Source organism: Bacillus massiliigorillae (genome assembly GCF_000380245.2).
In the GTDB taxonomy this organism is placed as follows: domain Bacteria; phylum Bacillota; class Bacilli; order Bacillales; family DSM-1321; genus Bacillus_AD; species Bacillus_AD massiliigorillae.
In genome coordinates this window covers 1-15,553 of record NZ_HG428749.1, presented here as the reverse complement: position 1 = coordinate 15,553, position 15,553 = coordinate 1, and the positions used below count along the sequence as shown (strand labels likewise).

At 37.0% G+C, this 15,553-nt stretch carries 20 protein-coding genes; 18 read left to right on the top strand and 2 right to left on the bottom strand.

The genetic code is table 11. The features are described from left to right. Positions 1-76 precede the first annotated feature (76 nt). From infA to salA, 16 genes are all read left to right on the top strand, one after another. Positions 77-295 carry a translation initiation factor IF-1 gene (infA, locus tag TX86_RS24945; RefSeq protein WP_019244399.1) on the top strand — a complete coding sequence of 73 codons (219 nt, stop codon included), beginning with the start codon at positions 77-79 and terminating at the stop codon, positions 293-295. A gap of 41 nt (positions 296-336) precedes the next feature. After that, positions 337-450, top strand: coding sequence for a 50S ribosomal protein L36 (rpmJ, locus tag TX86_RS24940; protein ID WP_003156543.1), 114 nt, complete (start codon positions 337-339; stop codon positions 448-450). 22 nt (positions 451-472) lie between these two features. Then, positions 473-838 carry a 30S ribosomal protein S13 gene (rpsM, locus tag TX86_RS24935; protein ID WP_042353149.1) on the top strand — a complete coding sequence of 122 codons (366 nt, stop codon included), beginning with the start codon at positions 473-475 and terminating at the stop codon, positions 836-838. A gap of 23 nt (positions 839-861) precedes the next feature. Beyond that, positions 862-1,251: a 30S ribosomal protein S11 gene (gene rpsK, locus TX86_RS24930; protein WP_042353148.1), complete on the top strand. Its 390-nt coding sequence runs from the start codon at positions 862-864 to the stop codon at positions 1,249-1,251. Positions 1,252-1,431: 180 nt separating this feature from the next. Then, positions 1,432-2,376, top strand: coding sequence for a DNA-directed RNA polymerase subunit alpha (locus TX86_RS24925; protein ID WP_042353147.1), 945 nt, complete (start codon positions 1,432-1,434; stop codon positions 2,374-2,376). A gap of 81 nt (positions 2,377-2,457) precedes the next feature. After that, a complete protein-coding gene (gene rplQ, locus TX86_RS24920) occupies positions 2,458-2,820 on the top strand; it encodes a 50S ribosomal protein L17 (protein ID WP_042353146.1) in 363 nt (120 codons plus the stop codon). Between the two features lie 459 nt (positions 2,821-3,279). Then, positions 3,280-4,119, top strand: a complete 840-nt coding sequence (locus TX86_RS24915) for an energy-coupling factor ABC transporter ATP-binding protein (protein ID WP_042353145.1) — start codon at positions 3,280-3,282, stop codon at positions 4,117-4,119. Next, complete coding sequence (locus TX86_RS24910) at positions 4,095-4,964, top strand: energy-coupling factor ABC transporter ATP-binding protein (RefSeq protein WP_042353142.1); 870 nt, start codon at positions 4,095-4,097, stop codon at positions 4,962-4,964. The genes TX86_RS24915 and TX86_RS24910 overlap by 25 nt, the downstream gene beginning before the upstream one ends. Beyond that, a complete protein-coding gene (locus tag TX86_RS24905) occupies positions 4,961-5,758 on the top strand; it encodes an energy-coupling factor transporter transmembrane component T family protein (protein WP_042353141.1) in 798 nt (265 codons plus the stop codon). The genes TX86_RS24910 and TX86_RS24905 overlap by 4 nt, the downstream gene beginning before the upstream one ends. Positions 5,759-5,770: 12 nt before the next feature. Further along, positions 5,771-6,523, top strand: coding sequence for a tRNA pseudouridine(38-40) synthase TruA (truA, locus tag TX86_RS24900; RefSeq protein ID WP_042353139.1), 753 nt, complete (start codon positions 5,771-5,773; stop codon positions 6,521-6,523). Between the two features lie 167 nt (positions 6,524-6,690). Then, positions 6,691-7,128, top strand: a complete 438-nt coding sequence (gene rplM, locus TX86_RS24895) for a 50S ribosomal protein L13 (RefSeq protein WP_042353138.1) — start codon at positions 6,691-6,693, stop codon at positions 7,126-7,128. A 28-nt stretch (positions 7,129-7,156) separates the two neighbouring features. Then, the gene (rpsI, locus tag TX86_RS24890) at positions 7,157-7,549 is read left to right on the top strand and encodes a 30S ribosomal protein S9 (RefSeq protein WP_042353136.1); all 393 of its coding nucleotides are present in this window, start codon (positions 7,157-7,159) and stop codon (positions 7,547-7,549) included. Positions 7,550-8,084: 535 nt separating this feature from the next. After that, positions 8,085-9,635, top strand: a complete 1,551-nt coding sequence (locus TX86_RS24885) for a multicopper oxidase family protein (RefSeq protein ID WP_042353229.1) — start codon at positions 8,085-8,087, stop codon at positions 9,633-9,635. A 225-nt stretch (positions 9,636-9,860) separates the two neighbouring features. Beyond that, complete coding sequence (locus TX86_RS24880) at positions 9,861-10,307, top strand: DUF2521 family protein (protein WP_042353135.1); 447 nt, start codon at positions 9,861-9,863, stop codon at positions 10,305-10,307. 67 nt (positions 10,308-10,374) lie between these two features. Beyond that, positions 10,375-11,097 (top strand): N-acetylmuramoyl-L-alanine amidase CwlD, encoded by a 723-nt coding sequence (cwlD, locus tag TX86_RS24875; RefSeq protein ID WP_230203720.1) that lies wholly within the window; start codon positions 10,375-10,377, stop codon positions 11,095-11,097. Between the two features lie 440 nt (positions 11,098-11,537). Further along, positions 11,538-12,590, top strand: a complete 1,053-nt coding sequence (gene salA / locus TX86_RS24870) for an iron-sulfur carrier protein/transcriptional regulator SalA (RefSeq protein ID WP_042353133.1) — start codon at positions 11,538-11,540, stop codon at positions 12,588-12,590. Positions 12,591-12,659: 69 nt separating this feature from the next. Here salA and gerD read toward each other — a convergent pair whose 3' ends face one another. Further along, positions 12,660-13,301: a spore germination lipoprotein GerD gene (gene gerD / locus TX86_RS24865; RefSeq protein WP_042353131.1), complete on the bottom strand. Its 642-nt coding sequence runs from the start codon at positions 13,299-13,301 to the stop codon at positions 12,660-12,662. Positions 13,302-13,438: 137 nt separating this feature from the next. Between gerD and TX86_RS24860 the strand changes: the two genes are divergently transcribed. Continuing rightward, positions 13,439-14,095 carry a KinB-signaling pathway activation protein gene (locus TX86_RS24860; protein ID WP_042353129.1) on the top strand — a complete coding sequence of 219 codons (657 nt, stop codon included), beginning with the start codon at positions 13,439-13,441 and terminating at the stop codon, positions 14,093-14,095. 43 nt (positions 14,096-14,138) lie between these two features. Here TX86_RS24860 and TX86_RS24855 read toward each other — a convergent pair whose 3' ends face one another. Further along, positions 14,139-14,891, bottom strand: coding sequence for a polysaccharide deacetylase family protein (locus TX86_RS24855; RefSeq protein WP_042353128.1), 753 nt, complete (start codon positions 14,889-14,891; stop codon positions 14,139-14,141). Positions 14,892-15,019: 128 nt separating this feature from the next. Between TX86_RS24855 and TX86_RS24850 the strand changes: the two genes are divergently transcribed. Continuing rightward, positions 15,020-15,235, top strand: coding sequence for a hypothetical protein (locus TX86_RS24850; protein ID WP_042353127.1), 216 nt, complete (start codon positions 15,020-15,022; stop codon positions 15,233-15,235). The last annotated feature ends 318 nt before the right edge of the window (positions 15,236-15,553 follow it).

The following is a 15,553-nucleotide window of genomic DNA, read 5'->3' as shown; positions in this document are numbered from 1 at the left end:
GAGTGTATTTAGAAATCAGTGTTGATTGGATATTATCAATAAGACAGTTTTGTCTTAAAGAAGGGAGACCACATCGATGGCTAAAGATGATGTAATTGAAATTGAAGGTACAGTCACTGAGACTTTACCGAATGCAATGTTCAAGGTAGAATTAGAAAACGGTCATACTATATTAGCTCATGTATCAGGTAAAATTCGCATGCACTTTATTCGTATTCTGCCTGGTGATAAGGTAACTGTTGAGCTTTCACCGTATGACTTAACTCGCGGACGAATCACTTACAGATTCAAATAATCTAAGTTACACTCCGATCTATCTAAGGAGGTTAGGTATCAATGAAAGTGAGACCATCAGTTAAACCTATTTGCGAAAAATGTAAAGTTATTCGTAGAAAAGGTAAAGTAATGGTTATTTGTGAAAACCCTAAACACAAACAAAAACAAGGCTAATTAAGAAGGAGGTGCAACGCTCATGGCACGTATTGCTGGTGTTGATATTCCACGTGACAAACGTATTGTCATTTCATTAACATATATTTATGGTATTGGTAAAGCAACTGCTCAACAAATCCTTGCTGAAACTGGTATCTCTGAAGATACTCGTGCACGCGATTTAACGGAAGATGAATTAAACAAAATCCGTGAAGCAATTGATAAATTAAAAGTAGAAGGTGACCTTCGTCGTGAAATCTCATTAAACATCAAACGTTTAATGGAAATCGGCTGCTACCGCGGTCTTCGTCACCGTCGTGGTTTACCTGTTCGTGGTCAAAATACTAAGAACAACGCTCGTACACGTAAAGGACCTCGTCGTACAGTAGCGAACAAAAAGAAATAATTAAGTAAAGGAGGGACTTATTCATGGCACGTAAGACAAACACTCGTAAACGTCGTGTGAAAAAGAATATTGAAGCTGGTATTGCACATATCCGTTCAACTTTCAACAACACAATCGTTACTATCACTGATACACACGGAAACGCTCTTTCTTGGTCAAGTGCTGGTGCACTAGGCTTCAGAGGATCACGTAAATCTACTCCATTCGCAGCTCAAATGGCAGCTGAAACTGCAGCAAAAGCTGGTATGGAACATGGTTTAAAAACTCTTGAAGTTACAGTTAAAGGACCTGGTTCAGGTCGTGAAGCTGCAATCCGTGCACTTCAATCAGCTGGTCTTGAAGTTACAGCTATTAAAGACGTAACTCCAGTTCCACATAACGGATGCCGTCCACCAAAACGTCGCCGTGTTTAATTTTTCTGTATAGAATTTGTATCTTTGACTATAATGGGATATGATACAATCATTGTAATATTACAGATGGATTAATTTAGTTGTTACGCATAGTCGGGAACAATTACATGGGGAATTTCGGTTAGGTCATATTAACTAATTACTAGCCGAGGTTTTGACGTTTTGAAGGAGGGTTTATTAATGATTGAAATAGAAAAACCAAAAATCGAAACGGTTCAAATCAGCGATGACGCCAAGTACGGAAAATTCGTCGTCGAGCCACTTGAACGTGGATATGGTACAACTTTAGGTAATTCCTTACGTCGTATCCTTTTATCTTCACTTCCAGGTGCTGCTGTCACATCTATTCAAATAGATGGAGTAATGCATGAGTTCTCAACAATTGAAGGTGTAGTAGAGGATGTAACTTCTATTATTCTTAACGTTAAAAAATTAGCGCTTAAAATCTACTCTGATGAAGAGAAGACACTTGAAATTGATGTTCAGAGTGAAGGAGTTATTACTGCAGCTGATATTACGCATGATAGTGATGTAGAAATCTTAAATCCAGATTTACACATTGCGACTGTTGGCAAAGGCGGTCACTTGCGTATGCGTTTAATGGCACGTCGTGGACGTGGTTATACTCCAGCTGATCAGAATAAAAGAGACGATCAACCAATCGGTGTGATTCCAATCGACTCTATTTACACTCCAGTTGCACGTGTTGCCTACCAAGTAGAAAACACACGTGTAGGGCAAATGACAAACTATGATAAGCTAACGCTTGACGTTTGGACTGATGGAAGCACTGGTCCAAAAGAAGCAATCGCACTCGGATCAAAGATTTTAACAGAGCACTTAAATATCTTCGTTGGTCTAACTGATGAAGCACAAAATGCTGAAATTATGGTTGAAAAAGAAGAAGATCAAAAAGAAAAAGTTCTTGAGATGACGATCGAAGAATTAGACCTTTCTGTTCGTTCTTACAACTGTTTGAAGCGTGCTGGAATCAACACTGTTCAAGAGCTAGCTCATAAAACAGAAGAAGATATGATGAAAGTACGTAATCTAGGACGTAAATCACTTGAAGAAGTGAAAGCGAAACTAGATGAGCTAGGTTTAGGTCTTAGAAAAGACGACTGATTACTAGTTACGATTTCGTGACTAGATTCGATATGAACTGGCAAAATAGATAATAATATCAACAAAGGAGGGAATCTCTAAATGGGTTACAGAAAGTTAGGACGCACAAGTTCTCAACGTAAAGCATTACTTCGTGATTTAGCAACTGACCTAATCGTTTTCGAACGCATCGAAACTACTGAAGCAAAAGCTAAAGAGTTACGTTCTGTTGTTGAAAAAATGATTACTCTTGGTAAGCGTGGAGATTTACACGCTCGTCGTCAAGCTGCAGCATTCATCCGTAATGAAGTAGCTAACGAAGAATCAGGTCAAAGTGCACTTCAAAAACTATTCAGCGATATCGCACCTCGTTATGAAGAGCGCCAAGGCGGATACACTCGTATCATGAAAATGGGTCCTCGTCGTGGAGACGGAGCACCAGTAGTAGTTATCGAGTTAGTATAATATTTTTTCCAATGAAAAGGGCTAAGAACTGACTAGTTCTTAGTCTTTTTGCCATATGTTTAATATGGCCTTGAAATACGCAATTGGAGCGTTACGATGGCTGCATATTTTTATATGCTTCTCGTCTAGCTCTCGCATCCCTCCTGACTCCGGGTTATGGAGTTTATATGAAGAATTGAGTATTCGCTGCTATTCGACTAAGGAAGCAATCTGTTTCCTTTAGGAGGGATGCAGCGTTTTTTAATAGGTTGAAAATTTTTATAAATATGAATAGCCTTATATGAGCAAGAATTCTTTGGGATATAATGAATTATGCGAATGTGGTAGTAGACGCTTTATGAAAAGCGTTATAAACTTTTATATAGTTAGGCTTAGTTTGGAGTATAGGAAGTACGTAATAAAGTACATAGATAGATGAGCTTAGCAGAGATTAGATAAGCTGAGGTTAGGAGGATAAGGATGAGTAAAGAATTAGTAAGGGTTGAAAATGTCTCATTTACATATGACGGCGGTGAACAACGCGCGCTAAATGATGTTACTCTTTCGGTTAAAGAGGGAGAATGGCTTGCTATTGTTGGACACAATGGTTCAGGGAAATCTACATTAGCAAAGTTATTGAACGGACTTCAGTTTCCTACATCAGGTCAGATTGTCGTGAAAGATCAAATCTTATCAGAAGAAACGGTTTGGGATGTACGAAGAGAAATTGGGATGGTTTTTCAAAATCCAGACAACCAATTTGTAGGTTCTACAGTCCAAGATGATGTGGCTTTTGGTTTAGAAAATAACGGGATACCAAGAGAAGTTATGGTAGAACGAGTGAAGTGGGCTTTAGAAAGCGTCAAAATGGACGCATTTCTTGATCAAGAGCCGCACCATCTTTCTGGTGGACAAAAACAACGGGTAGCTATTGCATCGGTGTTAGCGTTACAACCGAGTATCATCATTCTTGATGAAGCTACTTCCATGTTAGATCCACGTGGTAGAGAAGAAGTATTGGAAACGGTTCGTGTATTGAAAGAAGATCGTACGTTAACAGTTGTTTCGATTACTCATGACTTGGAAGAGGCTGCGAAAGCCGATCGCATTATTGTCATGAATGGGGGACAGGTTTATCGTGAAGGGACGCCTACGGAAATATTCCGCATGGATCAAGAGCTTACGGATATTGGACTAGACATTCCTTTCTCTATTAAGCTTTCAAAAGCACTTGATGATTTTAAAGTGCCTATTTCTGATAGGTATTTATCTTATGAACAGTTGGTGAAAGAACTATGCGAATTGAACTCAGAGATGTAGAATACCGCTATCAAGTAGATACGCCATTTGAGAGATTGGCTATACATGACATAAATATAGATATTCCATCAGGAAGTTATCTAGCTATTATTGGGCATACGGGTTCTGGAAAATCTACTCTACTACAACATTTGAATGGGTTAATTCGACCAACAAAAGGTGAAATCCAGGTTGGTGAAAAAGTTATTGTCGCTGGTAAAAAAGACAAAGACTTAAAATCTGTCCGAAAAAAAGTAGGTATTGTATTTCAATTTCCAGAGCATCAGTTATTTGAAGAAACGGTAGAGAAAGATATATGCTTTGGACCGATGAATTTTGGTGTACCAGAAGAAAAGGCGAAGCAATTAGCTAATGAAGCGATTAAGCTGGTGGGACTATCAGAAGAGGTTATGCAAAAATCACCTTTTGATTTATCAGGTGGTCAAATGCGCCGTGTAGCAATTGCTGGTGTCTTAGCTATGGAGCCTGAAGTAATTGTATTAGATGAACCTACAGCTGGATTAGATCCTCGTGGGCGCAAAGAGATTATGGACTTATTTGCAAACCTTCATAAAGAAAAAGGGTTAACCACGATATTGGTTACGCACAGTATGGAAGATGCAGCGCATTATGCGGATGAAATTGTTATTATGCATAAAGGAACTGTGCATAAGAAAGGGACACCATTAGATATATTTTCTCAACCTGAGCAGTTGATGGAACTTGGGTTAGATGTGCCAGAGACAGTTCGCTTTCAATTGATGTTGCAGAAAGAGGCTGGATTCCGTTTTGATCAACCATGTTTATCAATCGATTCTTTAGTTGAAGGAATTGTGAATGTGATGAAAAGGGGGGCAACTCTATGATGGATAGTATGATTATTGGACGATATGTCCCATCCAATTCTGTTCTTCATCGAATGGACCCTCGTTCAAAACTAATGCTCGTGTTCTTTTTTGTTTGTATTGTCTTTTTAGCGAATAATACCATAACATACAGTATTCTTGGAGCATATACACTAGCTTTAATTATAATGTCAAAAATCCCAATTCGCTTTCTGTTTAATGGATTGAAACCCATTCTAATCATCATTGTTTTTACGTTCCTCTTGCATATTTTCTTTACAAAAGAAGGAGATATCTTGGTAGAATGGGGTTGGCTGAAAATTTATGAAGGCGGCGTACGACAAGGGATTTTCATATCACTTCGTTTTACGTACTTAATTCTTATAACTACATTATTAACTCTATCTACAACACCAATTTCCTTAACAGACGGACTTGAGCAGTTATTAGGACCTTTTAAAAAGGTGAAATTACCTGTTCATGAATTGGCATTAATGATGTCAATTTCATTACGTTTTATTCCGACTTTAATGCAAGAAACGGGCAAAATAATGAAAGCCCAAGCAGCAAGAGGAGTCGACTTCTCTTCAGGGCCGATTAAAGAACGAATTTCGGCAATTGTTCCTTTACTAGTGCCTTTATTCGTTAGTTCGTTTAAACGAGCTGAAGAACTAGCGACAGCTATGGAAGCTAGAGGTTATCGTGGTGGAGAAGGCCGTACAAAGTATCGAAGTTTAATCTGGGGATTTTCGGATACAATGCTACTAATTTCACTGGCTTTATTAACAGCTGTTTTGTATTATTTTAGAGCGTAGGAGTTTACACATATGCAACGAGTAAAATGTATTATTTCGTACGATGGCTCATTATTTTCTGGTTACCAAGTACAAGTGGATAAACGTACCGTGCAAAGTGAGCTTGAAAAAGTACTTGCTGTTATGCATAAACGAGATGTGAAGGTTGTCGCTTCAGGTAGAACAGATGCAGGTGTTCATGCATATGGACAAGTTATTCACTTTGATACGAATTTACAGATTCCACCTGCAAATTGGATTAAGGCAATGAATGCTATGCTTCCAGATGACATAGCTGTGCTATCAGCGGAATATGTTACTGATTCTTTTCATGCAAGATTTGGTGCGAAAGGTAAGCAATATCGTTACGTTATGGACTTAGGAAAAATCAGAAATCCATTGAAGCGAAACTATACGTATCATTATCCATATCCCATTAATGTGGACAAAATCAAGGAAGCTATTCCTTATGTAGTAGGGACTCATGACTTTACGAGCTTTAGTGCAGTTCGAACAGATGTGAAAGATAAAGTTCGAACGATTTATCGTATTGAATGCATGCTAGAAGGTGATGAACTTACTTTCATTTATGAAGGTAGTGGTTTTCTTTACAATATGGTACGTATCTTAACGGGTACATTTATTGACGTAGGTATTGGTAAACGACAACCAGCAGAATTAAAAAACATCATTGATAGTCGTGATCGTGCTGCGGCAGGGAAAACGGCTCCAGCGCAAGGTTTGTACTTATGGGAAGTCTATTATGACGGACAAAAACCTGAGTGAATAAATTAGGGAGTATAAATTGAAATAACAATCGCTTGACAATGATGCACCCAGCAGATAATATAATATGGTATGTATTTTATTTAATCCCACGATGAGCCCCGGAAGAGTTTTTCGTGATTGTAAATAAATAAATTAATTTTTCAAATTACTAGGAGGTAAAATTGATGCGTACGACATTCATGGCAAAAGCAAATGAAATCGATCGTAAGTGGTACGTTATTGACGCTGAAGGCCAAACTCTTGGTCGTCTTGCAAGCGAAGTAGCTGCTATTTTACGCGGTAAAAATAAACCAACATTTACTCCGCACGTTGATACTGGTGATCATGTAATCATCATCAATGCGGAAAAAATCGAGTTAACAGGTAAAAAGTTAACAGATAAAATCTACCGTCGCCACACTATGCACCCAGGTGGATTAAAAGAAAGAACAGCTCTAGAAATGAGAACTAACTACCCAGAGAGAATGTTAGAACTTGCTATCAAAGGCATGCTTCCAAAGAACTCTCTTGGACGTCAAATGTTTAAAAAATTACATGTGTATGCTGGTCCTGAGCACAAGCAACAAGCTCAAAAACCAGAAGCATATGAATTACGCGGATAATTTTTAATTAACTAAGGAGGTTACTACTTTGGCACAGGTTCAATATTATGGCACAGGTCGTCGTAAAAGCTCTGTAGCTCGTGTACGTTTAGTACCAGGTACAGGTCGTATCATTCTTAACGACCGTGAAATCAACGAATATTTCCCATTTGAAACACTTATTTTAGTTGTTAAACAACCATTAGAAGCTACAGAAACTACTGGAAGCTATGATGTACTTGTTAACGTATCTGGTGGTGGATTCACTGGTCAAGCTGGTGCAGTACGTCACGGTATCGCTCGTGCGTTACTTCAAGCTGATCCAGCATTCCGTCCAGCACTTAAATCTGCAGGATTATTAACTCGTGATGCACGTATGAAAGAACGTAAGAAATACGGTCTTAAAGGTGCTCGTCGTGCTCCTCAGTTCTCAAAACGTTAATCTTTATATTATCGTTTCAAAGACTCTCGAACAGATTGGTTCGAGGGTCTTTTTTTATTAACAGTATGACTGATTACATCCAACTTGTAATAGTCTTTATAGGTAACAATATATTTATATGTTTGATTGAATAAATCAGTATTAAATCTTTTTTAAAAGCTATTATTTACAATATAACCATTTCTAATTCCGCTTCTTCCGCCTGTATTCATAAAGATAAAAACATCATCTACTTTATCCCCTTGTTTGCTATCTAAAATTTGAAGAATTTTTTACATGTGAATCTATCTCCTTTATTTTCTTAAAAACATTATATGAACTCGTTGGACAAAGGCTTTCATAACATAAGGATATAAACTAGTTGTGTTAATACAGAGGTTTGCTGCATAAGTAATAACACAACTTCGGTATGGGGGTAACGACTATGAATTTATATCATAAGCATTTGTATTTCTTTAGACATTGTTCGAATCCAGATTGTTTTAGTATGGAATGTCAGTATGGAGAGATTTGCAGAGCTAGAGATTATAAAGAAATGTTGAGAAAGAAAGTCTTATCTAAATTTGTAGATGCACTTCCGATACCTACTATTCTTAAACCTGTTCAAAAAGATGCTGGAAATACATACTACGAAGTGAATATGACGGAATTTAAGCAAAAGTTACATAGCGAAATGCCTGAAACAACTGTTTGGGGATATGAAAATAGTTATCCTGGTCCAACGATTGAAGTAGAGGCAGGAGAGAAAGTATTTATCAAATGGCAAAATAGTTTGCCTACCATGCATTTACTTCCAATTGACCATACAGTGCATGGGGCACATCATGATGTACCGGATGTTCGAACGGTTGTTCATGTGCATGGGGCAAGTGTCGAAGCAGAAAGTGATGGGTATCCAGAAGCGTGGTTTACGAATGGATTTAAAGAAGTGGGTCCATATTTTATAAAGAAAATATACCGATATGATAATGATATGAGAGCGTGTATGCTTTGGTATCATGATCACGCTTTAGGGATTACACGACTAAATGTGTATGCGGGTTTAGCAGGAGTATATATCATTAGGAGTTCACATGAGCGTTCTTTAAATTTACCCTCAGGTCGATTTGAAATACCACTTATTATACAGGATAAATCATTTCGAGAGAATGGCTCACTTTACTATCCTAGTCAACCAGATCAACCAATAGAAGGGTTGGATGTATCTATTGTTGCTGAATTTTTTGGAGAGACGAACTTGGTAAATGGGAAAGTATGGCCTTATTTAGATGTAGAACCTCGTAAATATCGATTTCGGATCTTGAATGCAGCTAACTCACGCTTTTATCGGATTCAATTAGATTCAGAACAGCTTTTTTATCAGATTGGTACTGAAGGTGGATTCATGGAACATCCAATTGGTGTAACCGAAATTATGATCGCTCCGGCTGAAAGAGTAGATGTGATTATTGATTTTACTAATATGAATGGGAAAAAAATAAAGATGATAAATGATGCGCCTGCTCCCTTTCCAAGTGGGGATAAACCTAATCGTGAGGCAGTTGGTGAAGTGATGGAATTTAGAGTATCGCTTTCACTTTCCAGTATTGATACAAGTGTTATTCCAGCTTATATTGGTACATTACCACAACTTCCTGAAAATATGGTGCAGCAAAAACGTTATTTAACTTTAGATAGTAAAAGAGATCGATATGGTCGCGAATTGATGATACAGGATGATAAAAAGTGGGATGAGCCAATATCGGAAATAATGCAAGTAGGAACAGTTGAACTCTGGTATTTCATTAATCTAACGGGTGACACTCATCCTATGCATATTCATTTGAATGATTTTCAAATTATAGATCGCAGACCATTTGATGTGGATGTATTTAAAAAGAAAAAAGTCATTCGTTATACAGGGCCTGCTATACCTCCTGAACCACAGGAACGAGGGTGGAAGGATACAGTTAGAGCAAATCCAAATGAGGTGACACGAGTCATTAAAAAATTTGGACCTTATACAGGTTTGTATGTATGGCATTGTCATATGTTAGAACATGAAGATTATGAAATGATGCGTCCCTTTTTTATTATTAATTCTTAATTGTGGATAACTTCTAAATGAAAAATAGTATTGTAAGATATCCACATGTTGATAACTTTTTATACGTGCTTTTCTCTTGCATTGTACACAGAAATAGGAAGAATCACTGAGGACTCTATATCAAAAGCTATAGGTAAGAAAGTGACAACGATGTACGAGTGTTGTTGCTTAATTACTAATAATTATTAAAGGATTTTTCCTTTTGTATAGTTTGAGGTGGAATATGTGGATAATGTCATTTTGTCATTTAAAGAGAAGAGAAGGGATAAACAGTTACGCTATGAAAGAAAGGTGTTAAAGGATTTAACCCCTAAGCTTTTGAAAGAGCGCTTTAACACGTTTTTATCTACTCAACGGTCTTTAGGTATTACTTTCTCTCAAGTGCTAGAGGAAGGCTGCTATGATGTGGCTATTGAGGCTTATTTACTTGGGGCAAACTTTAGTAAATTTAGTTTCTATGGAGAGTCTGTGGATAATATTAAAGCTAGATGCTTTCATGAGGAGAAGCATTTAATCGATACGTTATTTAATTTTATTTTATACTGGGGGAAAATTAGTGATTTTGATATGTATAATGAATCCCTTTATTATCAATGTGAACAATATGTTGATAACTGGTGGCATGATGGATTTGCAAAGGGTTCTAAGCGATATAAACTTCGCCTTCATTAAATGGAAGTTCTAAATCCTTTGCTCGTCCCATATGGTATATGTAGGACGAGCGGGAGGCGATGTTTTCGTGTGGAGTAGGTTGAGATACACTGCCGTTGCTATCGGAATTGTAGCGCTATTTCTCATAGCAACGTTTCAATTTGTTGAAGAGTATTCATGGAGTTCATGGAATCTTCCGTTATCAGGTAAGGTTATTGTTCTTGATGCTGGTCATGGGGGGCCAGATGGAGGTGCTTCAGCGGAGGGTATTCTAGAGAAGGATATTGCATTATCGATCACGAAGATGGTTCGGGATTATTTACAGGAACAAGGAGCTCTCGTGATTATGACACGTGAGAAAGATAAAGACTTAGCGGGAGATATCGCAGGCTATCGTGCGCGCAAACGAGAAGATTTAAAGAAACGAGTAGAAATTATTAATGATTCTCAAGCTGACTTATATTTAAGTATTCATTTAAATGCCTTTCCTTCTTCGAAATATAGTGGTGCGCAGACGTTTTATACAATGAGATATAAGGAGAATAAGGAAGTAGCGAAATTTATTCAATATGAGCTTACTCATAATTTAAATAATACAACGCGTGAAGCAAAGTCCATTGATCATGTATATGTAATGAAGTATGCGAAGAAACCAGGTGCACTTGTAGAAGTAGGATTCCTTTCTAATGCTAATGAAAGAGCGCAATTAACAAAGTCTTCGTATCAAAATAAGGTATCAGCATCTATATATAAAGGAATTATGCGATATTTTACGGAAGGAACTATGAAAGATGATGAGGATGGGGAGTAAATTATAGAGTGAAAAAACCCTTTTTTAGAAGGGTTTTTTTGATTGGGAGTATTTTACGCTGAGTAAGCATAAAAAAGATCGGTGCCAGTTTTTCTCTGTCCAACCTTACACCTGCTATGCTCGGAAATAAGTCAATCAGTTTTGAAAGCCAAAAGCAGGTTTTTAAGAACAGCTCGTCTTACCAACGGTGTCTGGCTTCAGTGCCCAGCGACGTATAGATTTCGCCCATCTTCCTACGATAAGTCAACACGAAAAAGGCTACCGCCTCTTCGTGTTTCCTTTATCTCAGTCGAGGTGCTCCAATCTATACGTCACAGAACGGGCGCTTGCGCTTTTCTTTTTTGTGTATAAAATCACAATAAAAACTCATAATGAGAGGTATCGTTTGCAGTTATGATATACTGAATTATGAGTAATTAATCTATAAGAGGGGTGCAATTATGGCGACAGAACAACAAGTAGTAGAACTATTAGGGGATCTGAAAGACCCTTTTCTACATAAAGCTTTAAAAGAAACAAATGGTATTACAGAAATTAAAATAAAGCCTGAAAAAAACCATGTAAGTGTAAAAATTCTTATTGCTAAAACAGGTACACCCGAGCAATTACAATTACAAATGAAAGTTGTAGATACATTAAAAAAATCAGGAGTTGAATCTGTAGGGATTCGTTTCGGACAACTATCTGATGAAGAAATTGCGAAGCACCGTGTAGGTGAGCAAGAAGATGGTTTAGGTTTATTATCGCCAAATTGTAAAACAAAGTTTATCGCTATTGCGAGTGGTAAAGGTGGCGTTGGTAAATCAACAGTCTCAGTGAACCTAGCTACTTCATTAGCTCGTTTAGGAAAAAAAGTAGGCTTAATTGATGCTGATATTTATGGATTCAGCGTTCCGGATATGATGGGTATCACACAACGACCTGTTGTACGTGGTGAAAGAATTATTCCTGTTGAACGATTTGGCGTGAAAGTCATTTCAATGGGCTTCTTTGTAGAAGATAATGCGCCAATCATTTGGAGAGGACCAATGCTTGGTAAGATGCTTAATAGCTTTTTTAAAGAAGTAGAGTGGGGCGATTTAGATTACCTATTACTAGATCTTCCTCCAGGAACAGGTGATGTGGCATTAGACTTACATCAAATGCTACCTTCAAGTAAAGAAATAATCGTAACTACACCGCATCCAACAGCGGCATTTGTTGCAGCTAGAGCGGGTGTTATGGCTTTAAATACAGAACATGAAATTATCGGTGTAATCGAAAACATGTCTTATTTTGAAAGTAAGCTAACGAAAGAAAGAGAATACATCTTCGGACAAGGTGGCGGCCAAAAGCTAGCTGAAGAATTGAAAACAGAATTACTTGGCCAATTACCATTAAGACAACCGGACTGGAATGAAGAGGAGTTTGCTCCTTCTATTTATGAAGCAGATCATCCAACAGGACAAATTTTTAATGATATTGCGAAAAAAGTAATTGCAGCTGCAGAATAAATAAACGATAAACAGCCCTTTTAAGTAAGGGCTGTTTGTTCGTTTGAACGGTGAAGTAAAAATTGTTTATTAACCACCACCACCGCCACCTTGCTCGTTTCCAGATCCACCACCACTACTGCTGGTGTCAGTTTGGCTTGAACCTCCTTTTTTCTTTTCCGTTTCAGCTGGAAGTTCTTCAGCTGCTTTCAAAAGAATATCTTGAAGTTTTGCCTTAACAAGAGGGCTATCAACAGTTTCGATAATGGATTTCTTGAATTCCTCTGTTACTTTTTTACTCTTCAGTATCTTTGTTAGTTCTTTTTGCATCTCAGGATCTTGCCATATCTCCATAACTTTGCTTACATAATCAGGATCTTTCATTAAGTCTTTTAAAAGTTTTTTATGTTCTTCTTCAAGACTTTTTGCGTAAGCAGCGGCGAATTTAGGATCTTTGAAAGCTTTTTCCCAGAATTTTTTAGCCTTATCAGATGTGAGGTTTTTCTCGATTGCTTGAGTGACAGTTGCTTGGTCCATAACGAGATTTTGTTTCGTTTTGTCATCCGTCATTATTTCTTGAATGGCTTTTTTACCCTCATCCGTTTTTAATATATCTACAACCATTTTTTTCGTTTCTTCATAATTGGTTTTTTCTGTACTGGCTTCTTTTTGTGCGCAGCCTACTAATACGTAGAACATTAGTAAGGTTAGAAAAGCTAATCGGTACTTCATGATCTAGGCTCCTTTCCAAACTCTTTCTACTGATAATATCTGTTTCATGATAAAAAATAATGCGTGGCATTTGGTAGCATTTTAATTGGCAGATTGATACAATTATGGAAAAGAACGAAATGATGGGGGAACGAAAAGTGAATAGTCGTCATGTAGTGCGTTTGTTTTTTTCTACTTTGCTATTAGGAGGGCTATCAGGGGGAGTTGTGGGATTCGCAGCAAGATGGGATAGCTTCAAGCCACTGTTTAGTTCCATGGCTTACGGTGAGATTATAATGACTTTCTTCTGGTTAATTGGTGTAGGGTTAATTTTTAGTGTTATTAGTCAGATGGGGTTCTTTGCTTATTTAACATTACATCGATTTGGTTTAGGATTTTTCCGTAGTTTATGGAATCCAGTTCAAATTGTCTTGATCTTATTTGTTTTGTTTGATTTAGTGTACTTCCGTTTCATTACTTTTGGTAAAAATGAGAGTGTATTTTCGTATCTTTTAGTAGCGGGAATTCTTGTTTTAGTTGGATTAATGGTCGCATTTATGAAGGTAAAGGCTACAAATAAACAAGCCTTAGTTCCAACCTTGTTTTTCATGACGGTGGTAACGGTTATTGAATGGATTCCGGTTTTACGAGTGAATGATGAAGCATGGCTATATTTTATGTTAATCCCATTACTCCTTTGTAATGCATATCAAGTGTTGATTTTACATAAAATCAATGCCAAATCTGCCGAAGAATTAAAGAATAAGAAGTTGCAAAAGCAACCGAAAGTTAAAAATAAATTAGAAAATGCTTAATGTGAAAAGAGACAGTTGATGGTTCATCAGCTGTCTCTTTTGTTTATTTAATTTCTTTTGTTTTGACGGAGGAGTTGGAAAGCATTTCGGAAACGGTTATGAGTTTTAAGTTTTTATTTTGAATAGTGGATAGGACAGTTGGAAGAGCTGAAGCTGTTTGTTTGGCTGAGTCGGAAGCATGGAATAGGAGTATATCCCCTTTTCCGACGCGATCGATATTTTGTACGATTTTTGTGATACCTGGGTTTGTCCAGTCTTTCGAGTCTATGCTCCAATGGACAACGGTATAACCATATCTTTCACTAATAGAAAGTAGTCGTTTATCGAAATGACCGGTTGGAGCGCGTAGGCATTGTATATTTTTAATACCTAATTTACGGAATGCCTCTTGCCCTTTCAAAATATCTTTTGTTATTTCACTACTTTCGATTTGGGAGTAATCCACATAATTATAGCCGAGCATACCAATTTCATAGCCCTCTTGAACAATGTTTTCTACGATGTGAGGATGCCGTTCAGCCCATGAACCTGAGAGAAAAAAAGTGGCGTTTTTAATTTTAAGTCTTTTTAGTTCTTTTAAAATAATAGGAGCCTTCTCATCCCCCCAGCCAATATTAAAGGTTAAAGCAACATTGCTTTCTCCTCTATAGACTGCTTTTGGTCCTTTTTTTGTTGAAAAAACAGGGTTGTCTGTACCGTACTGTATGTATAAAAACCAAGCTGTAAAAAAAGCTAAAGTGATTACAAATAGATATTGTTTAATTTTTTTAGCTTGTAATACCATAAAAAAATTCATCATTATCACCTCATCAAACCCTTATATAAAAATCCTATGCTTGGACGAGTAAGATATGACAAATGCGCTACATAGAATGGCAAGTAATTGTTAAGAATAAATAGAGATGTGGTGATAGAGGTGAAAGAATGTTAGGAATTTTAGTTTCGGATCGTGAACAAAAAGAAATTGAATATTTACTAAAGAGAGAAATGGACGAGCTACTATATGATTTTAAAGATGAGCGTATTGAGCCGATTGTAAAGCGCGCAATGGAAGAGAGATATAAAATATTGTTTACATTATTTTCGAAAATAGCTAGTTCAGAAGCATGTATGAAATACGTGAGAACAAAGCGGTATTAAGGTGTTCGAGTACTTTTTGTTTGGAAAGGGAGAGCTAGTTTGGATTACTGATTATAAACATAGATAAACTAAAAAACTTTTTTACAGAAAAATCGTTGACAATTTATTATTCCCTTGGTATATTAATAAACGTCGCTGAAACAACTTCGAAAAAAACACTTCGAAAAAGTTGTTGACAGCTAAATAACAAAATGTTATATTAATCAAGTCGCTGTTGAAGCGGTTGGGAAATAATAAAAAAGTTATTGACAACAAAAACGGTTGGATGATATAATCGAAAAGCTGTTTTTAGAAAAATGATCTTTGAAAACTAAACGA